The sequence below is a fragment of the Maribellus luteus genome (assembly GCF_003576475.1).
GTDB lineage: Bacteria > Bacteroidota > Bacteroidia > Bacteroidales > Prolixibacteraceae > Draconibacterium > Draconibacterium luteum.
The window spans coordinates 31,160-56,313 of record NZ_QWGR01000006.1 but is presented as its reverse complement, the minus strand read 5'-3'; the positions used below and the strand labels follow the sequence as shown (position 1 = coordinate 56,313).

Genomic DNA, 25,154 nt, shown 5'->3' with positions numbered 1-25,154 from the left:
AAGAAATCATTAATGAGTATTGAATTAACCGCAATCGCACGGAATTTCAGACTGGAAGGACAGGTTGAAGAAGTGAAGCCACTTGGCGAAGGCTTTATCAACGACACTTTCATCATCAAAACCGTTGGCGATTCTCCCAACTACATTCTTCAGCGCAAGAATAAGAATATCTTCTCGCCTATTCCGGCGATGATGGATAACATCCAGAAAGTTTGTTTGCACATCAAAAAGAAAGTGGAGCAGGCTGGCGGAGATCCCTTACGGGAAGCAATGACCATCATTCCGGCCAACGACGGGAAGCTTTATTTTCTGGACGAAGAAGATGAATACTGGGCGGTTTGCTTGTTTATTAATGATACCATTGCTTACGATGCTGCCGAAACTCCGGAACTGGCTTACGCCGGTGGAAAAGGAATTGGCAAATTCCAGTCGCTGGTTGCTGACCTGAATGAACCTTTGGTAAACATACTTCCAGGCTTTCACGACATTCGTTACCGCTTTAAACAGTGGGATGCCGTGTTGAGCAAAGACCCGGTGGGAAGAAAAGCACAGGTTGCTGAAGAAATTGCGTGGATTGAGGACCGGAAAGAAGAAATGCTGAATTTCTGGAAAATGGTGGAAGACGGGATTATTCCGACTCGTATCAGCCACAACGACACCAAAATCAACAACATTCTTTTTGACAAAAAAGGAGACGTTCTTTGTGTGATCGACCTCGACACTGTTCTGAGCAGTACCGTTCTGAACGATTTTGGCGATGCCATGCGTTTCTACACCAACACCGGTTTGGAAGATGACGAGAACCTCGACAATGTTTCAATGAACCTTGAAATATACAAGGCTTTTGCCAAGGGCTACCTCGAAGAAGCCGGCTCTTTCTTAACTGAAAAAGAATTGGAATACCTGGCTTTTTCGGCCAAGTACATCACCTACGAACAGGTGCTTCGTTTCCTGATGGATTATATTGACGGCGATAACTATTACAAAACCAAATCGCCCGAGCATAACCTGATCCGGACACGCGCCCAGTACAAACTTCTGCAAAGCATGGAAGAACAGTACGGGCAAATGCAACAGGCAATTACAGAATTTGCGGGTTAAAAGATACAAAGCCATTCGATTTTCGGATGGCTTTTTTCTTAGGGTAAAACGATGGTGGAAGCTTTTACATCCTGTCCCATAAAAAGAGAGGCTTTGCTTTCAAAAGTTCCGGCCGATTCAGTGGTTCGGTAGTCAATACTTCCTCCTGTCGACAAACGCACTTCCATTTCAGGATGCCGCTCCAGGTAATCGGTCAGCTTTTCCGCCACAATGTGTCCCTGCTTTAATATTTCAATTTGCTCCGGAACATATTTTCGAATCAGATCTTCCAGCAAAGGATAGTGCGTACACCCCAAAATCAGCGTATCGATCGTTTTATCTTTCTGAAGAATATTCAGGATGTTCTTTTTCACAAAAAACTCTGCCCCTTCGGTTTCAATTTCGTTGTTTTCCACAATGGGTACCCACATGGGACAGGCTTCCTGCACGGTTGACTTCACTCTCCCACCCGACCACTTTTCCAGTTCAATGGGATACGATTCTGAACTTACCGTACCTACCGTACCCAACACGCCAACATGTCCGTTTTGTGTAATTTCTGCTACTTTCTCCACACTGGGGCGAATAACTCCCAGTACCCGGTTGTCGGGTGCCAGGGTGGGTAAATCAAGCATTTGAATGTTGCGAAGCGCCTTGGCCGAAGCCGTGTTACAGGCAATAATTATTAGCGGACACCCCTGCGAAAACAGGTATTTCACACATTGCAGCGTGTATTTGTAAACCACATCAAACGAACGGGTACCATAGGGCGTGCGGGCATTGTCTCCCAGGTACAGGAAATCGTATTCAGGCAGCGTATCCACCAGTTCTTTCAAAACTGTCAGGCCGCCGTATCCTGAATCAAAAACACCAATCGGGGCGTATTTCATATTCTATTTTGTTAGCGCTCCAGGGCAAGTTTATAAGCGTCGTCGTAATATTTCCCCAGATTTGACCAGTCGAAGTGCATCGAAGCTTCCTCGCACCGGTAACGAAGGGCAATCCTTTCGCGCCGCGTCATGTTTACAAAGTCAAACAGCATGTTGGCCAGTTCCTCCGCCGTCCGGTGGAAATTTCCGTCGGTCCGGTCGATAATGTACATTCCCTGTTCATCGTGCTGAGGCAGGTTATTAACAACATAATCACCAAATCCGGCCAGGTTACTGGTTACCGAAGGCACCCCACTGGCAAGACATTCGAGCGGTGTGTAGCCCCAAGGCTCGTACATACTCGGGAAAATCCCCAGGTGACAACCTCTTACAAACTGCGTATAATCCATCCTGAACAGCGGATTGGTAGTCGCAATAAAATCGGGGTGATATACAATTTTCACCTTGTCGTGACGATGGTTGACCAGATTGGAAGTTCGCAGGAAATTCAGGATTTCATCTTTTGCATCATCCACCAGGCTATGCGTTACCACTTTTGGCAAACTGTTGGTTTTCCAGCTTTGCACGTTGCGGCGCAGTTTCAACCGCAGGTAATCATCCACCAGTTCACTTAAATCAGGAAATGCATACGAACCACTGGCGGTGGTAACTTTATTGTACAAACGCTTCCCTACCTGCTCTTTAATCTCTTCAGCTACGCGGTGCACGTCTTCGATCTGTGCCCTCGACTGCAACACCTCGGGATTGAAAGAATAGAACGGCCGCTTGGTAATAAAGAACGAAACCACGGTCATGTCCGACCCCGCCTGTTGCATTTTCCAGTTAAGACGCGCCAGCGCTTCCAGTGTCAGGTCGTAGCCCTTGTTCTGGTATTCGTAACGCCCCGAAGTAAAAAAGTACAGGGTTTTATCGAGGTCGAACGAATAGCTCTGGAAAAAATGCCCCATTACAAATTCGTGAATCCGGTCTTTTATCTGCACGTGCTGGTTCTGCATCTCATGCAAAACCTCAAAACGCTGGATGTTTAGTCCGTTGGGCAATATTTTGTCGGGGGTGCGTCCGAGTAAGTATACACATTCGCGGGCCGTGACTTCACTCACTGTAGTAAAAACATGGGCACCATGTGCCGAAGCCCTTTCGATTTCGGCAATAGGGCGCACATTGAATTTATTGGCTTCCTGCTCCCAGTTGTAAAACGGAAGATGGTCGTAAAACTCATGGTCGTTCATGGCCAGGTAACGCCCCAGCAAAGTGGCATGCGTGGTGAAAACCACTTTAACATTCAGGTTCGACTTTCTTATTCCCGGAATCGGAATCCCGGCCATCCACTCGTGAAAATGTGCAATGGTATTGGTGCCGCAGAAACCATTGTTGCATAAATAATGAAAGAACTCTTTCACCTGGAAACCAAAGGCCGCCACTTTATCCAGCAACTCATCCCCGTCGGGGATCGAAATGTGATAATCCTGGTACAGGAAGTGCTTGATCTCGCCCAGTTTGTCGTACACCGAATACGGGTTAAATAACACCACATTCGGGCGTCCCGAAACAATCCATTTCCCGTAATGCACATCAAAGCCTCTCGACTGCATCTCCAATACGGCTTTCCCGATCGGGGTTGAGTAGTCGGTTGCCGGATCGAAATGCGCAGCTGCCTGCTCCTCAAAATAAGGACCGACCAAAAAATAATTGTCAACCCCCCATTTCTTGATCACCGACGGCACTTTGGAGCGTATTACGGTATAAATTCCTCCCACCTGGTTACAAACCTCCCAGGCTATCTCAAATAGTTTCGTATTATTCAGAGCTGCGTTATCTTCCATTTCGTAAAGTTTTAGACATGATTGAAAAGGCCTTGCAAAGTACATTATTACTGCCATTAAATATAATTGATATCGTCTATCCGAACAACACGAAATACCGAAAAACTTTACTGAAAGCCTTACTGCTGCGATGTTGTGGAATATCAACCAGATAGATGCCCGCAAGCACCTGCCCGACGAAAAAAAGCCACCTGTTGTACAACAAGTGGCCCTTTATTTGCGAGTTTTTGGCGGTTATTTATTATCTGAAGCTAGGAAAATCGCCCCAAAGCCAATCTGTTGGCCCACGCGCTGAAACGGGATCACGCTCACCGCAGCCTTTTCAGGTTCACTTTCAGATACATTTGCAGGTATTGATTGTAATCCTTCATTTCTGGTTGACTGTCGCCCTGCGTCTCACCGGCCCAAAACACGTTGTCGGATGTTTGCGTTAGTCCGTGGCTGTAACGCAGGCCAAGCTCGAGCTTACCGCCCAATTTATAGGCACACCCGATCACCGCTGCCAGCTCCGATTTCCGGTTTAAGTCGGTAATATTTTCTGTTCCGTACGCCGATTTATTTGTTGCCTTTACGAGGTAATTCAGCTCGGGGCCTATGGAAAACACCCATTTGTCAGTCGCATGGAAGTCGACCAAAACAGGCAGTTGAAGGTAGTGTAAGCGTATTTTATTTTCAAGCTCCTCGCCTTTGTTCGTCAACCAGCCTTTCTTTACAATTCCGGGTTCGGCGGTAATTCCCAACCATCCTTTGCTTTGGTAACAAAGGCTTCCGTTTACACTGTACGACAGCACCGGGGAAAAAATATCCGAATGCTTTACGTTTTCAGGAAGCGTGGTAATGCGGGTGCCGGCCATGCCCACGCCTGTTTTTACGCCTAGCTCAAGGCTTTGTGCTTTCAGATAAACTGCGGCAAACACAATTAATCCGATGGTGGTCATCATTCGTTTCATATGCTTGTTTTTTAGGTTTTACTGCAAGGTTGTTATTATCCGCGCCAGCAAAGGGTTTAAAGGGCTTTCGGCTTTACCTGGTATTGTTTTCAATGCATCGGGTTTTGGTTGATATTCTGTTAACCAGCGGATTAAAAATAAACATAAAATTCAAGAAAACAGCGACCGATTATCTCAAAAACGATCTGAAGAATCCGGCGAGTGTGTAACCGTTCTAGCACTCTTTCCTTCAGTTCGAAAACAGGCGCTAAACGGGTTTAAACTGCTGAGCGCTTCGATAGCGAAAGTCTCTTCGATACCTTGAGGATATTGGTCATAAAAAAAGCCACCCGTCGGCTGACGGATGGCTTTTATATCTTAAAGGAAATTGCTTACTGAATTCCCAATTTTGCTTTTACTAAGGGAAGCAGGTCCAGGCTTTGATTTGATTTGTACAGAATGGTACGGTTGGCCACACCTGCGTCAAATACGTAGATCAAACCTTTTTCCTTGGCCACTTCTTCGATGGCTTTTTCAGCTTTGTCGAAAACCGGCTGTAAAAGTTCGCCTTGTTTTTGCTGAAGTTGCTGCTGAGCAGTTACCTGGTAGTTCTGAATACGTTGCTGGATTTCCTGAATCTCAGTTACCTTTGCATTTCTTTTAATTTCAGAAGCATCGGCACCCAATTGTTCAAATTCGCCTAATTTGGTTTGATATTGCGTTTGCATATCTCCCAAAATCTCTTCCAATTCGGCCTGGAATTTATTGAATTCTTCTTCAGCAGTCGTTCTCTCGGGCATTACTTGTATCAGTCCCTGCAGGTCAATGTGTCCGAACTTCAAAGTCTGTGCGTTAGCAGCAGTAGCAGCGGTTACAGTAAACAGGAGCACTGCGAGTAATTTCATTAAATCTTTCATAATTAGCGTGGTCTAAATTTTTGCTTGCAAATATAATTTTATTTTACTTATATCCGAGTTTTTGTAAAACCTGATCACTCAAATCGTACCTCGGATTGGTGAAGAACAAAGTAGTGCCTCCGGCTTTGTCGAAAATAACGGCATAACTGCCTTCGGTTGCGATCTCCTGAACGGCATTAAAAATATCGTCCTGAATCGGTTTTACCAGTCCCTGGCGTTTGCTGAACAAATCGCCGCTGGGGCCAAAATACTTCCGTTGCAGTTGTTTGTAATCCTTTTCTTTCGAGATGATCACGTCTTCGCGTTTCCGTTTCATATCTTCTGAAAGCAACACACTTTCGGCCTGAAAATCCTGGTACATCTGCTCAACTTCGGCATGCATCGCCTCCAGTTCTTTCTGGTATTGCGACGACAGCTGATTTAACTGTTCCTGGGCAGCTGTATAGGCAGGAATGTTCTCCATTATGTATTCTGAATCGATGAAACCATATTTCTGTGCCTGCGATGCAAACACGAACGAAATAAGTATGGCTGTTGTCAAAATTAATTTCTTCATGGTAAATCAATTTAAATTATTCTGGTGTCGATCTATCATATTTTATGCCAAATCGTAAAACGTTTTTCTAGAACTGCTGTCCGATAACAAAGTGGAACTGGCTTCCGGCAGCGTCTGAATAGCCTGGTATATCGTCAAATCCGTATCCCCAGTCGATCCCCATCAAACCAAACATCGGGAGAAAAATACGTACCCCCAACCCTGCGGAGCGATGCAAATTAAACGGAGAATAATTCTGGAACGACATACTGGTGTTACCACCTTCAATAAAAGCCAGTGCGTAAATCGTAGCACTTGGTTTCAGGGTGATCGGGAAACGAAGTTCCATGGTAAATTTCGAGTACATTTTCGACCCGCTGGAAGGACTCAAACTGTAATCCTTGTAACCTCTTAAAGCCACATAGTCGGTTCCGTACATGTTATAGCCCGACATACCCGAACCACCCACGATAAATCCTTCGAACGGCGATTGTCTTCCCTTGTCGAAATATCCGAGGAATCCCATCTCAAAGGCTGTACGCAGTACAAGTGTATGATCTGAATTAGGATTGGTCAGCGGGTTATATATTTGTCCTTTTAGCAACCACTTGTGGTATTCGATCCATTTGTAGCGATCTTTATTCGACAGGTTCTCGTCCGAGTAATCGGTATTGGTAAACCATGAATAAGGCGGTGTCATTTTCAAGGTCAGTGATAAATTAGACCCCCTACGTGAATACAGTGGGTTATCGATAGAGCTACGGCCCACAACGGTTTTAAACCCCAGGTTGTTAAATGTTCCGTTTACTTGTCCGCCCTCGTCGGCCAGGAACGCAAAATAACTTCCCATGTTCCTTAAATTATAGTGTTCGAGCGAAGCTTCGTGGTACACAGTAAAGTAGTCATCGGGCCACGACAACCGGTAACCGTATCCGAGTGCCAACGCTGTTGTTTCCCAAATCTGGGCTTCATCTTCGTTATCGCTTTCCGATCCGTAGTTATAGTTATAGCTGGGGTAATAACTTCCGTAGCCATAACCGTAAGGATTGTAGCCGCCATATCCACTGTAACCGCCATAACCGCCATAACCACCGCCGTAACCGTAAGGATTGTACGACTGGTAATATTTATTGGCGCTGTAGTTGATTCTTGAATGCGAAAGCGACAGCGAAAGAGAGTTCGGTTTTTTACCTCCCAGCCAGGGCTCAATAAACGACAAACTTACCGTACGGTAGTATTTTCCACTGGTTTGATAACGCAAACTAAGCGTTTGTCCGTCGCCGGTCGGGAGCGGACGCCAGGCTTCCTTGTTAAAGATGTTACGCACCGAAAAGTTGGCAAACTTCAGACCTACCGATCCAACAAACATACCGGCTCCCCAACCTCCTGAAAGCTCGATCTGGTCGTTGGCTTTTTCCTGCAACTGGTACTCAATGTCAACCGTGCCGTCTTCGGGGTGAGGTTGCACATCGGGATTAATCGCTTCCGGGTCGAAATGCCCGAGCTGCGCCAATTCACGATACGAACGCATCAACAATGTTTTGCTGAAAAGATCGCCCGGATAAGTACGAACTTCTCTACGAGCCACGTGTTCGTGCGTTTTGGTGTTCCCCACAATGCGTACTTCGTTGATGGTAGCCTGTTTGCCTTCCATAATACGCATCTCGTAATCGATGGTATCCTTGTTAACATTCACCTCCACCGGTTCGAGGTTAAAAAACAGATATCCCTGGTCGAGGTACAGGTTGTTCAAACCTTCGTCGTTGTCAAACAAGCGTTTATCCAGAATCTTCTGGTTGAAGACATCTCCCTTTTTAATTCCCAACACTGTACTCAGGTACTCTGACGGGTAAACGGTGTTCCCCACCCATTTAATATCACCAAAGTAATACTTGTCTCCTTCTTCCACCGTCATGTCGATATTGACACGGGTCTTGTTCTTTTTCCCCACCTGCACCTGGAAAACAGAGTCGTTGGTAACCACGGCATCGCGGTATCCTTTTTCGTTGTATTTGTCAACCATGTTTACCTTATCCTTTTCGTACTCTTCTTCAAGGTACTTTTTGGTTTTGAAGAAATTACGCAACGACTTCTCGTTGGTTTTCTTCATCGCTTTTTCCAGGGCATTGTCCGACAAGGCTTCGTTTCCTTCAATCTCGATGTTGTTGACTTTTACCTTTTCCTTCTTGTCCACATATATATCGAGGACAACGCTGTTGTTCTGCGTGCTGTCATCACGCTGAACAATGTTTACATCGGTATTGAGGAAGCCTTTCGCGGTAAATATTCCTTTAATGGTACGTTGTGCACTGTTTACCTGGTGGTCGGTAATCTGGCTTCCGCGTAACAAAAGAACCTTTTCGGTGATGTCGTCTTTTTCTGATTTGGAAACACCGTAGAAATTAACATCCGACAGACGGGGCCTCTCCTGTAAATAGATATCAAGCCAAATGTCTCCTTCTACAATTTTAGTGGCGGTTATTTTCACATCCGAAAACAAACCCTGTTGCCATAATTTTTTGATTGCTTCGGTAATTTTATCTCCTGGCACCTCGACATAATCGCCCACGGTAAGCCCGGATAACTGAATCAACACGGTTTTATCCAGGTAACGAATCCCGGAGACCTGAATGTCTGCAATCGTGTACTTCCTGGCACTGGAATAATACACCGAAAAGTTGGTACTATCGGCTTCCTGCGCCTTTGCATGCGGTAAAAAAGTTACAAATAGGAATAAAAGCCCTATTATCGACTTTTGTAGTTTAATCATAAAATTAGCTCATTAACTGTTCACTTGTTTTTCCAAATCTTCTCTCTCTGTTCTGGTAATCTACGATCGCTTCAAAAAGGTCATTTTTCCTGAAATCAGGCCATAACTTTGAAGTAAAATACAATTCAGAATAAGCAATCTGCCACAGTAAAAAATTACTGATCCGGTACTCACCACTGGTTCTGACGAGCAATTCCGGATCCGGCACGCCGGATGTGGACAAATAACTTCTGAACAGTTTATTATTTATCTCTTCTGGTTTCAGTTTATGTTCAACAACGTCTTTTGCAATTTTCTTAACGGAATTCAGAATATCCCACTGTCCGCTGTAACTCAGGGCTAAAATCAGGTTCAGCCCGGTATTTTTGCTCAGCCGGAGGATACATTGTTCCAGTTGTTTACGTACCGGATCGGGCATGGCTTCAATATCGCCAATGGCATCCAAACGTACGTTGTTCTTCATCAGGGAATCGGTTTCCATCTCAATGGCATGTACCAACAAGCCCATCAAGGCATCGACCTCTGCTTTGGGGCGGTTCCAGTTTTCAGTAGAAAAGGCATAAAGCGTAAGATGCTTCACCCCTATTTCCCCGGCTCCTTCCACAACCGCACGAACAGCTTCCACGCCATGTTCATGCCCTGTCATACGGGCCTTGCCATGCCGCTCAGCCCATCTGCCATTCCCATCCATGATGATCGCAACGTGCTGTGGTATGTTGTTGATATCTATCTTATTTCTGAACGATTCCATTTTTATTGTTTGCTTTCGTAAGCCGGGCAAGCTTTCTTGCCAATGTATATCTTGTAAGTAAGGTGAACGCCCAAATAACCTACCCAGTCGTTGTTATGACTATTCTGGTTATATGAGACCTCCTCATTCCCGTTTTTATATGCCAGCGGATCATCCAGGTCGTCCAGGCGGTCACTCATGTATTTCCGCATCTGGTATTCAATTCCCAATCCCAAACGCTCGCCAATGGTGTATTTAAAACCAAAACCGAACGGAATGGTGGGTACCACTTCCGACTCTTCCCCGCGGGCCACAAAATTTCCGCTACCGTCAATCTCAATCTCGGGATGATCGGGATTAAACACATAAACGTCTTCGGGACGAAATGTGTAAGAGAAATACGATACCCCAACGCCTATGGTAACATAAGGACTAAAACGGAGTTTCTTCTTCCCCAGAATGTACTTCAGGTAATTAATTTCGGCCTGCAATGTCAGGTCCTGGGCGCTTTTGTCAAATTCCCAGGGAGCTTCCTCCACTGTGCCTTCGCGCGACATGCTTCCGGTCAGGAACATGGCTCTTAATGCCACCCGCGCATTAAAATTATACCTGAAATAAGCCCCGAAAGTAGGGTTGAATGTTTCAAATGCGGCGTTGTTATCCATGTCTCCCCAAACGGTTGACGTTCCGCCCCAAATCCCGATGTCGGCTGTTCTTTGTGCATGTCCTGATACCGTCATCAAAACAATTGCAAACACCAATGCTAGTCTTTTCATATTGGCATTCCATTTCGTTTTTTTAACTCTGATTTCAGGCATGTTATTTTTATCCTTGTTGCCGAATTGCTTTTAGAAAGGTTTGGCTTTGTTTCAGATTCGTTAGGATCAAAAAAACGGGGTTAAATTACAACTTTTCACTCCCGGCCAGCAGCTTTCATAAACAACTGAATTTCAACATTTTTAATCGAAAAAATCGATCTTTCCTTCGTTTTTCAAAAGCTACAAAAGTAATATAATTCTAAAAATAACATAACCTGTCGCTCTTATAAAACACAAACAAAGATTAAAAATTGTTAAGCATTGGATGAAATTCAATTTCGGCGGTCAACGCCCCACATCAACTTATTCCGTAAGGTGCTGAAAAAGGGCTGTTCAGGAAGCTGCAGGGTTTTTAATTTGAAGGATGCCTTACGGATTTTGATAAGGGTCGAAAACTCGACTGCCTCCGAACGCGAATCAAGCGAAATGAGGTAATTGGAGCCACGACCTTCCACTTTAAGTACAATTTCGCAATTGTCGGGTACTACAATCGGCCGGATGGTGAGGTTATGCGGTGCCAGCGGAGTTATTATAAAATTCTCGGAGTCGGGTGTTAAAATAGGGCCTCCAACACTCAGCGAATAAGCCGTTGATCCGGTTGGGGTGGCTACAATCAAACCGTCGGCCCAGTAATTATTCAGAAACTCCCCGTCAATAAAAGCCATCACGTTTAACATCGACGAGTTATCAGTCTTTAACACCGTAGTTTCGTTCAGCGCATAATTAAAATCCAGGTTTTCGCGGTCAGAAAACTCAATTTCGAGCATCGAACGTTCCACTACTTTATAGTTGTGTTTAAAGATATGGATCAGGGCATCCCTCATATGGTCTTCTGATATATCGGCCAGAAACCCCAGTCTCCCGGCATTTACTCCAATTACCGGCACCTCGAAATTGCGTATGTGCAGCACCGACTGAAGAAAGGTACCATCGCCTCCCACACTGAAAATAAATGCATTTCCGCTGTCAAAATCATCATGCGAATGAAAGAACGATGAATAATAAACATCTGCATTTATATCCTTTATCAGGTGGTCGTAAAAAGGTTTGTACACCTGCACCTGTATATTGTGTGCTTTCAGAAAGCCAAAGAAATCCTGCAAAACAGGTGTAAAATGCTCCGAAACATGGGTTCCAAAAACCGCTACCTTCATTTAAGAGTTGCTTTAAATATTCATAAATTTCATGAACTGGTCGTAACGATCTTTGTACAAGTCGTTCAACATCGAGCGGTCCTGGTAAGTGGCCTTTACATTGTAATCGTAACGCATCAGCGCCTGCACCACCGCCGAAAGTTCTTCTGTATTGAGTTTAATAATCACATCAAGCATGTTGGTTCCGGGCCTGCGGTCTACAAAAAAACTAAGAATTTTCACATCGTTGCTTTCGATGATCTGGGTGATTTGTGCCACCGAATAATCATTCACATTCATTTCCAAAACCAGCACGCCACCGGGCTCCTGAAGCGAAAACAAACTGGCAAATCTCCTGGCCAGGTCATACAAGGTAATCGACCCCATGTAATAATGGTCTTTATCCAGTACCGGCAAAACACTAATTTTAAGTTTGTACATCAGTACTGCCAGCTCAAAAATATGCTGATCGATGTGTGCATGAGTTGTATCCAGCTTGTCCAGTTCCCGGCTAATCGGTTCGTCCATCAGATTCAGGTCGTAAATCAGCTTATCCGAAACCAGGCCCAGGTACTTCGATTCGTCCACAACCGGGATATGCGACACACGGTTTACATCCATGTAATTCAAGGCTTTCTTCCCGGGATCGCTGCTGCGCACCGGAATAATTGCATCTGATATGAGTCGATCTGCCAACAAAACTTTACGGTTTATCGTTACTGGTTATACCCGAAAATTGTAACTTGCGTTCCAAAAATTTTAAGGAATGACCAGACTAAGTGTAAATATAAATAAAATTGCCACACTGAGAAACTCACGTGGCGGCAGTATGCCAAGTGTGAAAGACGCAGCCATCCGCTGCCAGCAATTTGGAGCACAGGGAATTACCATTCATCCACGCCCCGATGAACGGCACATCACCCGCAAGGATGTTTACGAGATTAAACCGCTGATTACAACCGAGTTTAATATTGAAGGCTACCCCAGTGAAGATTTTTTGAAAATGGTGATCGAAGTTCAGGCCGACCAGGTAACGCTGGTTCCCGATTCGAACGACCAGCTGACCAGCGACCACGGATGGGACACCTGGAAACACATGGGCTTTTTAAAAGAAGTGATTGCCCGTCTTCAGTCGCACGGAATCAGAACGTCCATTTTTGTTGATCCGGAAGAAAAAGCGGTGGAAGGTGCTGCAGAAATCCGTACCGACCGCATTGAGCTGTATACCGAACCCTATGCCACGCTCTACCCGATCGACAAAAACCAGGCAATCGAGCCTTTCGTACGGGCAGCCAAGGTGGCAGAAAACCTGGGGATCGATGTAAATGCCGGGCACGATCTCAGCCTCGAAAACCTGCCGTTTATGTACCACAAAATACCCAACCTGAAGGAAGTTTCGATCGGACACGCCCTGATTGCCGATGCACTCTACCTGGGACTCGAAACCACCATTCAGAAATACCTCGACTGTCTAAAGTAGGAACACAAAACTGTTTACTGAGACTGAAAACTGCGACTATCGTATGGAATTGTTTTACAGAAAAGAAGGCAGCGGATCGCCGTTAGTGGTGGTTCATGGATTATACGGTTCGTCGGACAACTGGATGAACATTGGAAAACGTCTGGCCGAAAAGCACACGGTTTACATGCTCGACCAGCGAAACCACGGGCGCTCTCCCTTTGCCGCGTCGCATACCTACAACGACATGCGGGCCGATTTGCTCGAGTTTTTTGACCGGCACAACATCGAGAAAGCAACATTGCTCGGGCACAGCATGGGCGGAAAAACAGCCATGTGGTTTGCCGCCGATTACCCCGAGCGCGTCGAAAAACTGGTGATTGCCGACATTGCCCCCAAAGATTACCTTTTACTGAAAGAAGACAGCCAGTTTTACCTCCACCGGAATATTCTGCTGGCCATGCAGGAAATTGATTTCTCGCAGGTTAAATCCAGAACCGATGTGGATGATTTCTTGGCAGAGAAACTGGACGATGCCCGCATCCGGCAGTTTTTGCTGAAAAATGTGGAGAAAAACAAAGCCACCAAACGCTACCAGTGGCGGGTAAACGTGGAAGTACTGTACGATCACCTGGATGAAATAGTCGGCGGGGTTAACCTGAACTGGCTTGACGACCGCACGCCGATCACGGCCTACCCGGTTATTTTTATCCGTGGCATGTTGTCGCGCTACATTTTGCCCGAGGACGAAACCCTGATCAAAGAAATTTACCCCGAAGCCAAAATCGTGGACATTCCCGGCGCGGGGCACTGGCTTCATGCCGAACAACCCAAAAAATTTATGGAAGCAGTAATGCTTTGCTGCTGAGAAAATAGTACATTCTAAATATCCATGAAGCAAAATTAAAGTCACAAACTACTAATGCTTTCATTTCTGTTGGATTCCCGCGAGCCATTTATCGGCGGTCGCGGGCGCGGATTTCCACGCGGCGGATTTTGCCACTGATGGTTTTAGGCAACTCCTCTACAAATTCAATCACCCGTGGGTATTTATACGGTGCCGTAACCTGTTTTACATGGTCCTGTAGTTCTTGTGCCAGCCCTTCTCCAGCCTGCTCTTTGTATTCCTTTGCCAAAACGACAGTGGCTTTTACCACCTGTCCGCGGATTTCATCCGGAACGCCGGTAATCGCACATTCCACCACCGCCGGGTGCGTCATCAAGGCACTTTCCACCTCGAACGGGCCGATGCGGTAACCCGAACTTTTGATCACATCGTCGGCACGGCCTACAAACCAGAAATAGCCATCCTCATCTTTCCACGCCAGATCGCCGGTATAATAAATCCCTTCCGACATGGCTTCGCCGGTCAGTTGCTGATTCCGGTAATACCCTTTAAACAGTCCCGCCGGGTAATTTTTATCGTAGCGTATCACAATCTGCCCCTGTTCGCCGGCTTCTGCCGGACGTCCGTCGGAAGTAAGCAGTTCCATCTCGTAATGAGGGCTGGGAAGGCCCATCGAACCGGGCTTGGGTTCTACCCAGGGCGAAGTAAACACCGAAAGCGTGGTTTCGCTTTGTCCGTAACCTTCACGCAGTTTTATACCCGTTAACTGGTAAAACCGGTTGTAAACTTCCGGGTTCAGCGCCTCTCCGGCAATCGTGCACCATTCGAGCGCCGACAGATCGTACCGGCTCATGTCTTCACGGATCAGAAAGCGAAAAATAGTTGGCGGCGCACACAACGACGTTACCCGGTGTTTCGAAAGCACTTCCAGAATGGCCGACGGCGTAAATTTTTCATGATCATACACAAACACGCTCGCTCCCACCAGCCACTGACCATAGAGTTTTCCCCAGACCGCTTTTAGCCAGCCGGTATCGGCAATCGTCAGGTGCAAACTGTTTGGGTGCAGGTTCTGCCAGTATTTTGCTGTAACAATGTGCCCCAGCGGATACACACTGTCGAGCACCACCATTTTCGGATCGCCGGTGGTTCCCGAAGTAAAACTCACGATAATCGGATCACTGTTTTTGGTTGGTTCCGCCGGACGTTCAAAAGGCGTGGCACTTTCAATTCCCTGCTGAAAATCTCCCCAGCCTTCGGGGATAAGCGGGCCAATCGAAATCAGGTGTTCTACCGAAGGAGACTGCGGCATGGCTGCATTTACATGATCCATAATCAGCTCGTCGCCATCGCAGACAATGGCTTTAATCGTTGCCGCATTGGCACGGTAAACGATGTCCTTTTGGGTAAGCAAATGAGTTGCCGGAATAATTACCGCCCCGATTTTGTGCAGCGCGATAATGGTAAACCAAAACTCCACCCGGCGCTTTAAAATCGCCATCACCATATCGCCTTTTCCTATTCCGAGCGACGAAAAATACCCCGCCGTGCGGTCGCTTATTTCCTTTAATTCGCCAAAAGTAATGCTGCGGCACGCTCCCTGGTCGTTGGTCCAAAGCAAAGCTCTTCGTTGCGGCTCCTTTGCCGCCCATCCGTCCACCACGTCATACGCAAAGTTGAAATCGTCAGGGATAATCAATTTATAATTGGCCTTAAAATCTTCGAAATCAGTAAAGGTCGTCTGTTTTAAATAGTTCTCAATCATGCCTTTCTGTTTTAAAAAATTGTTGCGAGAAACCGCACTCTTTTCCCGTCAAGCGCCTTCATTCCATGCGGAAGCGTCGCATCAAAATACAAACTGTCGCCTTCATTCAGTACCAGTTCGTGCCCGCCAACCGTCAGCAACATTCGTCCTTCCAGTACCAGGTCAAATTCCTGTCCGTTGTGGCTGTTTAAATGCACCGGTTTGTCCTCCTCCGGCTCCACGGTTACGATAAAGGGATCGGCTTTTCGCCCCACAAACCCCGCAGCAAGCGCTTGGTATTTATAGGCCTTCGTGCGTTCAATGGCTGGTCCCTGCCCTGCCCTGGTAAGAAAATATGATTTCATGTTGGGTTCGTCGCCAAACAACAAAGTTGTTAAACCCACCTGGTATTTTTTCGACACGTTTTGCAGCACGCCAATCGGAATATCGGTATTACCGCTTTCATAGCCCAGGTAATCCTCTACCGAAACCTTGCAGGTTGCCGCCATTTCCTCCACCGGGATATCCAGCACCTCGCGCAAGCCACTTAACCGCCATGCAATTTCGCGAATCTGTTCGTTCATGTTGGTTTTAATTGATTTAGTTTTGGCTAAATATACTTGTTTTGCCCGATAAACAGGGACCTTCAGCCGATAAGTTACCTCCTCTTTTTACAAATAAATCAGAAAAGAGCAAGAAGCTGCAAGACACTAGCTGCAAGCTACTAGCTACTAGCTGCGAGTCATTGGCAATTGAATATTGATTATTGAAAATTCTGTACTGTCACTCAGTCCTTCAATCCTTCAGTCCTTCAACTCAATGCTTGAATGCTAAAATGCTTTAATGCATGAATAAGCTGCAAGCCACTAGCTGCAAGCCACTAGCCATTGGCTATTGGTCACTGGCTGTTTAAAATTCAATCCGTCAGTACTTCAGTCCTTCAATCCCTGCAAACTGAGACTGAATCCGGAGGATTCAAATGTTGATAGCAAAAACGATGAATCGCGAATACGACTCCGGCCGGAGTCGAACGAACGCATTTCTTTCAAAGCTACAAACATGTGATACCTCCGGTATCGGAAAACCAGTCTGGAAATCCGGGTAACTCCTGCATCCCTTACCAACAGCCCCTTTCTGCGCTTTTCAAACCTCGGGTAACCTAAAATCCCGGGATACAAGAATTTTTTCGAAGCAATCAGGCTGCTCCTCAGCGGACCATAGAGATTTGTTCAAATGTATTTGTGGAAGTTTTTTGCTGAAAGTCAATCTTAAAAAATATCCAATTCTCAATTTTGAATGTAAAATATCCAACAAAATGCAGGAAATTGGATATTGGGAATTCTACATTGTATATTCTGCATAAAAAAACAAATCCCGGATAGGAGTATACATTTTAACTTTCATTTCTGTTGGTGATTCCCGTAATCATGATGGTTTTGTTACGGTGACATCCATTCTTTCGGGAAATAAGAAAATTCCAAGGCAAAGCGGCTCTCACCATCGCGAAATGCGGCCAACCAATATCAAAATGCAAATTTTCAACGCGAAATGCGCCAAACCAAAGCGGAATGGAAATTCCCACTGCGGAATGCAACAAAACCTCGGAGAAATGCAATTTCCCATAGCGGAATGCAAATTTCCACAGCGGAATGCAATCGTACCCCGTAAATTCCGTTTCGCACTGGTTTTTCTGTTTCCGCGCCTGGTTATTTTGATTTACCGGGGTGTAATGTTCCGGCTATGCAAGTGCGCTAAACCGGCGATAATTTCCTGTTTTCGTGGGGTACAATCACATCGCAAGCAACTAATCTGTTAGGATAATCTTTTCCAAAGTTTGAAACTTTGGAAAAAGCTTCTGTTCAAACTGCGACTGAATACTGGCTGCTCGCATTTTATGCTAAACGCGAATAAACTGAATCCGGAGGATTCAAATGTTGATAGCAAAAACAATGAATCGCAAATACGACTCCGGCCGGAGTCGCACGAACGCATTTCTTTCAAAGCTACAAATATGTGATACCTCCGGTATCGGAAAACCATTCCGGAAATACGAGTAACTCCTGCATCTCTCGCCAACAGGCACTTTCTGCGCTTTTCAAACCTCGGGTAACATAGAAATCCCTTGGGGACAGGAGTTTTTACCCAGGTAATCAGCCTGATTACCTCCGGGATTATAGAGATTACCTTAAGGATCAAAGCAATCCTTTAGGTAAAAGCTATGGTTACCGGGGTAATCGAAACCATTACCTCCAGGATGATAGAGATTACCTTGGGTAGCGAAACAATCCTTTAGGTAAAAGCTATGATCCGTTTGGGAAAAGAAGCAATTACCAAGGGTAAAAGCCTGATTACCGGGCTTGGAAAGCAAAAAACGGTATCGGTAACCTTTTGAGCTTTACCGGTTGTATTTCTCTATTAACGATTTCAGCAATCTTCTCTGATGGGTTTTTAAATCGCTCCAGCGAAACCGCCAGGCCCAGTTTCCGCTGGGTGTTCCGGGCGTATTCATCCGGGCTTCTTCGCCCAGTTCCAGCACATCCTGCATGGGAACCACGGCAGTTCGTGCCACCGAAGCCAGCGCCATTTCCAGCAACTCCGCCAAAGCTTCCTTGCCTTCGCCTTTCAGGTATTGCTTCACACAACGCTTCTCCTCCCCTTCCAACGCATTCAGCCAGCCAAGTGTAGTATTGTTGTCGTGTGTGCCGGTGTACACCACAAAATTCTTCCCGTAATTGTGTGGCAAATCCTTATTTTCAGCATCGGTGGTAAACGCAAATTGCAGCACTTTCATCCCCGGCAATCCAAAGTCTTCGCGCAGCTTGTCCACTTCGGGTGTGATGATTCCCAGGTCTTCGGCAATAAACAGCAGTTTTCCCAAATGACTTTTGATCAAACTCAGCAGGTTGTGGCCATGCGCCGGAATCCACTCGCCGTTGATAGCTGTTTGTTCGCCGGCCGGCACCGACCAGAATGACTCCAGTCCCCGAAAATGATCGATCCGCACCAGGTTAAACATCCGCAGGTTAAAGTGCAGCCGCGCAGCCCACCAATCGTAACCGCGCTTTTGCAGACGCTCCCAATCGAAAACAGGGTTTCCCCACAACTGCCCGGTTTCCGAGAAATAATCGGGCGGAACGCCTCCCACTTCCGTGGGTTGCAGGTTTTCGTCGAGCACAAAAATATCGGTATTCGCCCACACATCGGCGCTGTCGCCCGAAACATACAACGGCACATCGCCCAGTATTTCCACACCGTTATCGTTGGCATAAGCTTTCAAAGCGTGCCACTGCCTGAAAAACACAAACTGCAAAAACTTCCGGAATTCAATTTCTTCCGCCAGTTCCTGCTTCAGATCGTTCAACCCGGCTTCTTCCCTGAACTTAACGGGCCGCGGCCAAAGGTGCCAGTCGTCGTTATTGAAATGCTGTTTGGCAGCCATAAACAGGGCATAATCCCCCAGCCACCAGTTGTGCTCGTCCAGAAAACGTCCGTATTCGTCGCGGTACCTTTCAAAATTTCGATCCCTGAATACCTGAAAAGCCTTGCGAAGCAGCGGCATTTTCCAGCGTTCCACTTTATCGAAACTGACTTCTTTTGCCGGAAATCGCGGAACTGCGGCCAGGTCTTCATTCGGAATTAAGCCTTCCTGGCTTAATACCTGTAGATCGATCAACAATGGATTTCCCGCAAAAGCGGAGTAACACTGGTAGGGCGAATTTCCGTAGCCCACCGGCCCCAGCGGAAGTATCTGCCAAATTTTTTGCCCGGTTTCTTTCAGGAAATCGACGAACTTAACAGCTTCCGCTCCCAGCGTTCCAATCCCCTCCTTCCCCGGCAGGGAAGTAATGTGCAGCAATATTCCGCTTTTACGCTTGTTCATTTTTGAATTTCTTTCTGAAAGTGGACAGATGATCAGCTGTTTCCCGTACAATGCGTTGCACGGCCAGTCCGTGGCGCAAATCGGCGATATTGGCAGCGGCATCATCACCCGAGAAAAACAGGTAGTGCGCATGCACCAACGAACGCAACCAGCCCGGAGGCACGTGTCCCGACGGGAAGCTGGTGATCGGTTTATAATGGCTGCCCACAATCTGCTTTACCCACTGATTGGAGCCTTCGAGGTAATATTCGTAATATTCGGAGTGCTGAGACGAGTAGCGAAACGCCCCTTTTTCAGCATAAATTTCGAGGTGCACCAAATCGCCGGAGCCCGAACTAATGCGGCTTGCCGACATGTTGCCAACCGCGCCGGTTTGCGGTTCGAACAACGACAGCGAACTAAACAGGTCGGAACCGGCAGGAACGCCTTCAAAATCGCCTGCCTGCAAAGCACTGGTAATCTGAATCTCTTCGCCCATAAAAGCCATCAACAGGCTGATTCCGTGAGAGCCCAGATCGGCCATTGCACCGCCATCGGGTGCCGGAGTAAGGCGCGTTACCCTTTTTTTGCGGTACTCTTCGTGCAGGTAGTCGCCGTGGTAATATTTCAAATCAAAATGAACGGGTTTGCCCAGCGCCCCCGACTTCCAGAAGTTCAAGCCTTCGCGCACGGCCGAGGTTTGCAAATATTGAAATCCCACCTGGATCTTCACTGACGAACCGGCTTCTGCAAGTAATTCCTTCATTTTCTGCTCCTCTTTCAACGACGAACACACCGGTTTTTCAAGATAAATATACCGGACACCCGGCATTTTCAATGCTTTTTCAAAATGCTCGAAATGGACTTTATTGGGCCCCAGGATAAATACGGCATTGAGTTTCGGGTTGGCAAAAAATGCTTCCTGGCTTTGCGCCTCACGAAAACCATATTTTTGCGCAAACCGTTCCCTGCTTTCGGGCCTTGCCGAAGACACTGATTCCAGAATAATCTCAGGAATCTCATTGTAATAAAATTTTAAAGCCTCGATTGCATAAACATGTGCCTGCGCAATGCCGCCTGCCCCTATAAAACCAACGTGTATCTTTTGCATTTTTTCATTTAATTGATTGTGTTGCAAAATTAAAGTTTTGATTGAAAATGATTAGCTTTAACCAAAATTATGATACAGCTGTTAAAAGAGCTGAATAATCTAAGCCTGCTAATGAAGTAAACGAGACAACAATCCGTTACTTTTTTATGTTTAGTCATTAAAATCATTATTCTGATTGGTATGGTGAAACGATGGTATTTGTTCATTTTTCTTTGGGCCATTTTCTGGTCGTGTGGAGATAAACAATGGAAAGGCCAGGAAGCCATTCAGCGGGTAAATACCGAAACCCGCCCTATTCAATATCAATGGAAGCAAACGTATCACATTGGGAAAGGGCTGCACTTTTCGAATGAATTTGACGGCGCCCGCCTGAATGGCATCGCCATGACCGGTGAAGACCATGTAACGGTACTGATCACGCCCGAGAATACGCCGGTTAACGCCAGCCCGTGGTATGCGTTTAAGGTGTGGAGCGACACCCCAAGAAACATCCGCGTTAAAATTACTTACAACGAAGGAGTCAGCCATCGTTACTACCCCAAACTGAGCCGCGACCAAAAAACCTGGGCAAAAATAGATTCGGCGAGTTACCAGCTTGATTCGGTTTCGCTTTCCCGAAAGCTTGCACCAACGTTTTGTGAGTTTGATCTTTCGGTGAGTTCAGACACCACCTGGATTGCGGCCCAGGAACTGATTGTTTCGAAAGACATCGACCGCTGGGAAGCGCAACTGGACACATTTTCGTTTGTAACACAACAGGAAATAGGCAAAAGCCGGAACGGGAAATCCATCAGCCTCTTGCAGATAGGCAACCCGGAAAGCAAGAAAATGGTGATGATCCTGTCGAGACAGCACCCACCGGAAGTTACAGGCTGGCTGGCGATGCAAGCCTTTGTGGAACGCCTGTGTGCTTCGGATTCACTTACGCAAAGCTTCCGAAACGAATACCTGACCTATGTTGTTCCGTGCATAAACCCCGACGGAGTGGATCTCGGTCACTGGCGGCACAATGCCGGTGGCATCGACCTGAACCGCGACTGGGAAGCTTTCCGGCAACCGGAAACCCAACTTATCCGCCGGTTTATGCAGGACAAAGTCATCAAGGGAGGTAAATTCTACCTGGCCATCGATTTTCACTCTACCTTCGAGGATATTTACTACACCATTTCACCCAAGCTGAACGGCAATATGCCCGGATTGGTTCCGAAAATCATAGCAGCCACAGCTGGGCAGATACCGGGTTATACGCCTAATGTAAAGCCTAACGAAAAGGATGCACCTCACATCAGCTCTTCCGAATCAATTTTCCATGCCTTTCATGCCGAGGCTTTCACCTATGAAGTGGGCGATGATACACCGCGCGATCTGATTCGGGAAAAAGGCGGGGCAACGGCTGCATCTTCAATGCAATTGCTACTAAAACCAGAGTCAAAATGAAATTATTTCCAGTCTTCCTGTTCTTACTTCTCTTCACTTCCTGTATTCAAAAAAAGCCGTATACCGTCGAAAACCTGTACATTTTTATACAGAATGCCGACCGTAGTGACCAAGAATGGGAATTGGTTTGGGAAGATGACTTTAACGCGGCCGAACTTGATACGCAGAAATGGACAAAAATAGTCCCCAACAATGCCGACTGGGGAAAACATATGTCGGATGATCCGGCTTGCTATTCTTTCAAAAACGGGTGTATTTACTTGAACGGCATTCAGAATACGGACACCATCAGCGATCCCCGGCCTTATTTAACCGGAGGTATCTACACCAAGGGAAAATTTGCTTTTCAGTACGGAAAAATTGAAATATGTGCCAAGCTGGAAAATGCCCGTGGTGCCTGGCCTGCCATGTGGATGCTGGCCGAACAAAAGAAATACGGTAATTATCCGCGAAACGGAGAGATCGACATAATGGAACACCTGAATTACGATACAAAAATATACCAGACCACGCATTCGTATTACACGCTCGAGCTTGGGCAGAAAGACAATCCGCCGCATTACGGCACCGCTGAAATCGACACGGCTGCTTTTAACGTGTTCGGGCTGGCATGGTATCCCGACAGACTCGAGTTTTTATTGAACGGGGAAAATACCTTCACCTATCCGCGGGTTGCGGATGTTGATTCCACTCAGTGGCCCTACGATCAACCCTTTTACATCCTGATCGACCAGCAGCTTGGCGGTTCCTGGGTGGGCGAAATCACCCCCGAAGACCTGCCGGTGAGCATGATCGTGGATTGGGTAAAAGTGTACCAATAAAAAAATCGCCACCCTTTTACAGATGACGATTCTCTTTATGCTGTGAAATTGTTTATTTCAGATACTTATCCAGCCAGTTAAAGAAAACGCGTTGCCACAGAATTCCGTTCTGTGGTTGCAGTACCCAGTGGTTTTCTTCGGGCAAATACAGCATTTGTGCAGGCACGCCGCGCAACACGGCAGCATTAAATGCCGCCATTCCCTGCTCGGCCGGAACGCGGTAATCTTTTTCACCCTGAACGATCAGGATCGGAGTATCCCAGTTTTGAACATATTTGTGAGGCGAGAAAGAGTACGAACGCTGAGCGGCTGCATTGGTTTTGTCCCAGTAAGCACCGCCGTAGTCCCAGTTTACAAACCACATTTCTTCGGTGGAGGTGTACATGTGCTCGAAGTTAAAAATACCGTCGTGTGCAATAAAAGCTTTAAAACGCCCCTGGTGATGACCGGCCAGGTACATTACAGAGAAACCTCCGTAACTGGCCCCAACCGCTCCCAGGTGTGCTTCATCCACATAAGGCTCTTGGGCCATTACGTCGATAGCTGTCAGCAAGTCCTCAATATTCTGGCCGCCATAATCTTTTGAAATCTGCTCGTTCCATTCCTGACCAAAACCGGGTAATCCTCTGCGGTTGGGCGCTACAATAATGTAATCGTTGGCCGCCATCATCTGGAAATTCCAGCGGTACGACCAAAACTGGCTTACCGTCCCCTGCGGACCGCCCTGGTTGTAAAGCAAAGTCGGGTATTTTTTTGCCGGGTCGAAATGCGGCGGGTAAATCACCCAAACGGCCATTTGTTTTCCGTCGGTGGTTTCCATCCAGCGCTTTTCTACTTTACCCATGGTCAGCTGATCCAAGATGCCTTTATTAACCGTTGTCAGGGCTTCATCTTTACCCGTTAGCGGGTCAACCAAATAAAGTTCTGCCGGTTGCGACATCGAAACTTTTTCAGCCAAAAGCTTATCTCCTACCGGCGTTGCGCTGTGGTAATCGTGCACACCATTTGTTAAGCGTGCAATCGAACCATCTGCCAAATCAAGCCGGTGAATTTCTTCGGTAGCATGAATATCGCTGATAAAATAAATGGATTTGCTGTCGGCACTCCAATTCAAGCCAGCTGCATTCTGATCAAAATGTTCGGAATAGTCTTTTTTCTCGCCCGTTTCAAGCTCGGCCACAAACAGCCGCACTTTGTCGGCCTCGTAGCCGTCGCGCTCCATGCTTTCCCAGGCCATGTATTTGCCATCGGGCGAAAACACCGGGTTCTGGTCGTAACCCATCATTCCTGAAGTGAAATTGATGGTTTTCCCGGTTTCGGTATTGTACAAATAAATATCAGAGTTGGTTGAAAGTGCGTATTCTTTTCCCACCTTCTTCTTACAGGTGTAAGCGATGGTTTTGCTGTCGGTGCTCCAAACTACTTGTTCGGTACCGCCAAAAGGCTTCATTGGCGCATCAAAACGCTCGCCTTCCATAATGTCTTTTCCTTCGCGGATCTTTCCTGAATAGTCGGCCACAAAAATGTGCTGGTAGGTATAATCGTGCCAGGTATCCCAGTGACGATACATAATATCGTTTTCAATTCGTGCATTGGCTTTTGGCAGATCGGGGAAAAGGTCCTGAACGCTCGGATCGAGCTTTACGCTTTTCAGGTAGTAAATTTTAGCCTGGTCGGGTGAATACTGAAATCCGAAAATGCCACCTTCAATATCCGAGATCTGTTTGGCACTGCTTCCGTCGGGATTCATTTCCCACATTTGCACACTGCCCGAAGCACCGGATAGATATCCGATCTTCTTCCCGTCGGGCCGCCAAACAACGTTCGATTCGTTCCCCACCGAGTTGGTAATGTTTGTTGCCTCACCGCCCGACACCGGAACAGTATAAACATCCCGGTAAGATTTGTTCTCATCAATGTTGTAATAAGTAACCGTGTAAAGCACTGTTTTCCCGTCGGGCGAAACCTGTGCACCTCCCAACCGGCCAAACGACCACAATACTTCCGGTGTCATTTTGTCGGACTCAAGGACAGGGGTTTCAGGAACGTAGTTTTTTGTTGTTTCCTTTACCTGTTGTTTTTGCTGGCAACTGTACAAAAGTACCGTCAGCATAAAAATTGTTGCGATAGTTCTCATCATATTTATTTCGAAATGAAGTTTCAAATTAAATAAAATACAGGCAGCTTAACAATGATTACTGCCATCATTATCAACAAAAAAAGAGGTACCTCACGATACCTCTTCCCTGAT

The 25,154-nt window shown here is 46.5% G+C and carries 20 protein-coding genes; 5 read left to right on the top strand and 15 right to left on the bottom strand.

Annotation, left to right across the window (positions count from 1 at the left end):
• Positions 1 to 12: 12 nt before the first annotated feature.
• Entirely contained in the window at positions 13 to 1,101 is a 1,089-nt protein-coding gene (locus D1614_RS12155; RefSeq protein ID WP_119438221.1) for a phosphotransferase enzyme family protein, read from the top strand.
• 38 nt (positions 1,102 to 1,139) lie between these two features.
• On the opposite strand, the gene murI is transcribed toward D1614_RS12155, so the two are convergent.
• The 10 genes from murI to D1614_RS12105 form a co-directional block, all read right to left on the bottom strand.
• On the bottom strand, positions 1,140 to 1,970 hold the full coding sequence (murI, locus tag D1614_RS12150; protein WP_119438220.1) for a glutamate racemase: 831 nt from the start codon (positions 1,968 to 1,970) through the stop codon (positions 1,140 to 1,142).
• 11 nt (positions 1,971 to 1,981) lie between these two features.
• Positions 1,982 to 3,793, bottom strand: a complete 1,812-nt coding sequence (locus D1614_RS12145) for a glycosyltransferase (protein ID WP_119438219.1) — start codon at positions 3,791 to 3,793, stop codon at positions 1,982 to 1,984.
• A 308-nt stretch (positions 3,794 to 4,101) separates the two neighbouring features.
• Positions 4,102 to 4,743, bottom strand: coding sequence for a porin family protein (locus D1614_RS12140; protein WP_119438218.1), 642 nt, complete (start codon positions 4,741 to 4,743; stop codon positions 4,102 to 4,104).
• 371 nt (positions 4,744 to 5,114) lie between these two features.
• Positions 5,115 to 5,639 carry an OmpH/Skp family outer membrane protein gene (locus tag D1614_RS12135; protein ID WP_119438217.1) on the bottom strand — a complete coding sequence of 175 codons (525 nt, stop codon included), beginning with the start codon at positions 5,637 to 5,639 and terminating at the stop codon, positions 5,115 to 5,117.
• Between the two features lie 43 nt (positions 5,640 to 5,682).
• The gene (locus tag D1614_RS12130) at positions 5,683 to 6,195 is read right to left on the bottom strand and encodes an OmpH/Skp family outer membrane protein (RefSeq protein ID WP_119438216.1); all 513 of its coding nucleotides are present in this window, start codon (positions 6,193 to 6,195) and stop codon (positions 5,683 to 5,685) included.
• 67 nt (positions 6,196 to 6,262) lie between these two features.
• Positions 6,263 to 8,944 carry an outer membrane protein assembly factor BamA gene (gene bamA, locus D1614_RS12125; protein ID WP_119438215.1) on the bottom strand — a complete coding sequence of 894 codons (2,682 nt, stop codon included), beginning with the start codon at positions 8,942 to 8,944 and terminating at the stop codon, positions 6,263 to 6,265.
• 4 nt (positions 8,945 to 8,948) lie between these two features.
• Positions 8,949 to 9,695 carry an undecaprenyl pyrophosphate synthase gene (uppS, locus tag D1614_RS12120; RefSeq protein WP_119438214.1) on the bottom strand — a complete coding sequence of 249 codons (747 nt, stop codon included), beginning with the start codon at positions 9,693 to 9,695 and terminating at the stop codon, positions 8,949 to 8,951.
• A 2-nt stretch (positions 9,696 to 9,697) separates the two neighbouring features.
• Positions 9,698 to 10,450, bottom strand: a complete 753-nt coding sequence (gene porG, locus D1614_RS12115; protein WP_162304481.1) for a type IX secretion system protein PorG — start codon at positions 10,448 to 10,450, stop codon at positions 9,698 to 9,700.
• Positions 10,451 to 10,764: 314 nt separating this feature from the next.
• Positions 10,765 to 11,646 (bottom strand): NAD kinase, encoded by an 882-nt coding sequence (locus D1614_RS12110; RefSeq protein WP_119438212.1) that lies wholly within the window; start codon positions 11,644 to 11,646, stop codon positions 10,765 to 10,767.
• Between the two features lie 12 nt (positions 11,647 to 11,658).
• The gene (locus tag D1614_RS12105; protein WP_119438211.1) at positions 11,659 to 12,324 is read right to left on the bottom strand and encodes a CBS domain-containing protein; all 666 of its coding nucleotides are present in this window, start codon (positions 12,322 to 12,324) and stop codon (positions 11,659 to 11,661) included.
• 67 nt (positions 12,325 to 12,391) lie between these two features.
• Between D1614_RS12105 and D1614_RS12100 the strand changes: the two genes are divergently transcribed.
• Positions 12,392 to 13,105 carry a pyridoxine 5'-phosphate synthase gene (locus tag D1614_RS12100; protein ID WP_119438210.1) on the top strand — a complete coding sequence of 238 codons (714 nt, stop codon included), beginning with the start codon at positions 12,392 to 12,394 and terminating at the stop codon, positions 13,103 to 13,105.
• A 43-nt stretch (positions 13,106 to 13,148) separates the two neighbouring features.
• Entirely contained in the window at positions 13,149 to 13,952 is an 804-nt protein-coding gene (locus D1614_RS12095; RefSeq protein WP_119438209.1) for an alpha/beta fold hydrolase, read from the top strand.
• Positions 13,953 to 14,040: 88 nt separating this feature from the next.
• On the opposite strand, the gene D1614_RS12090 is transcribed toward D1614_RS12095, so the two are convergent.
• The 4 genes from D1614_RS12090 to D1614_RS12065 all read right to left on the bottom strand — a co-directional run bounded on the left by D1614_RS12090 (position 14,041) and on the right by D1614_RS12065 (position 20,645).
• Positions 14,041 to 15,696 carry an AMP-binding protein gene (locus D1614_RS12090; RefSeq protein WP_119438208.1) on the bottom strand — a complete coding sequence of 552 codons (1,656 nt, stop codon included), beginning with the start codon at positions 15,694 to 15,696 and terminating at the stop codon, positions 14,041 to 14,043.
• 11 nt (positions 15,697 to 15,707) lie between these two features.
• Positions 15,708 to 16,259 carry a helix-turn-helix domain-containing protein gene (locus D1614_RS12085; RefSeq protein ID WP_119438207.1) on the bottom strand — a complete coding sequence of 184 codons (552 nt, stop codon included), beginning with the start codon at positions 16,257 to 16,259 and terminating at the stop codon, positions 15,708 to 15,710.
• Positions 16,260 to 18,070: 1,811 nt separating this feature from the next.
• The gene (gene malQ / locus D1614_RS12070) at positions 18,071 to 19,555 is read right to left on the bottom strand and encodes a 4-alpha-glucanotransferase (protein ID WP_206610003.1); all 1,485 of its coding nucleotides are present in this window, start codon (positions 19,553 to 19,555) and stop codon (positions 18,071 to 18,073) included.
• A complete protein-coding gene (locus D1614_RS12065) occupies positions 19,542 to 20,645 on the bottom strand; it encodes a Gfo/Idh/MocA family protein (RefSeq protein WP_119438203.1) in 1,104 nt (367 codons plus the stop codon). Before D1614_RS12065 ends, malQ begins: the two co-directional genes overlap by 14 nt.
• Positions 20,646 to 20,825: 180 nt before the next feature.
• On the opposite strand from D1614_RS12065, the gene D1614_RS12060 reads away from it, so the two are divergent.
• Together D1614_RS12060 and D1614_RS12055 are read left to right on the top strand one after the other, a co-directional pair.
• On the top strand, positions 20,826 to 22,082 hold the full coding sequence (locus D1614_RS12060) for a M14 family metallopeptidase (RefSeq protein ID WP_119438202.1): 1,257 nt from the start codon (positions 20,826 to 20,828) through the stop codon (positions 22,080 to 22,082).
• Positions 22,079 to 22,903 carry a glycoside hydrolase family 16 protein gene (locus D1614_RS12055; protein ID WP_119438201.1) on the top strand — a complete coding sequence of 275 codons (825 nt, stop codon included), beginning with the start codon at positions 22,079 to 22,081 and terminating at the stop codon, positions 22,901 to 22,903. The genes D1614_RS12060 and D1614_RS12055 overlap by 4 nt, the downstream gene beginning before the upstream one ends.
• A 52-nt stretch (positions 22,904 to 22,955) precedes the next feature.
• Here D1614_RS12055 and dpp5 read toward each other — a convergent pair whose 3' ends face one another.
• Complete coding sequence (gene dpp5, locus D1614_RS12050; protein WP_119438200.1) at positions 22,956 to 25,043, bottom strand: dipeptidyl-peptidase Dpp5; 2,088 nt, start codon at positions 25,041 to 25,043, stop codon at positions 22,956 to 22,958.
• Positions 25,044 to 25,154: the final 111 nt, after the last annotated feature.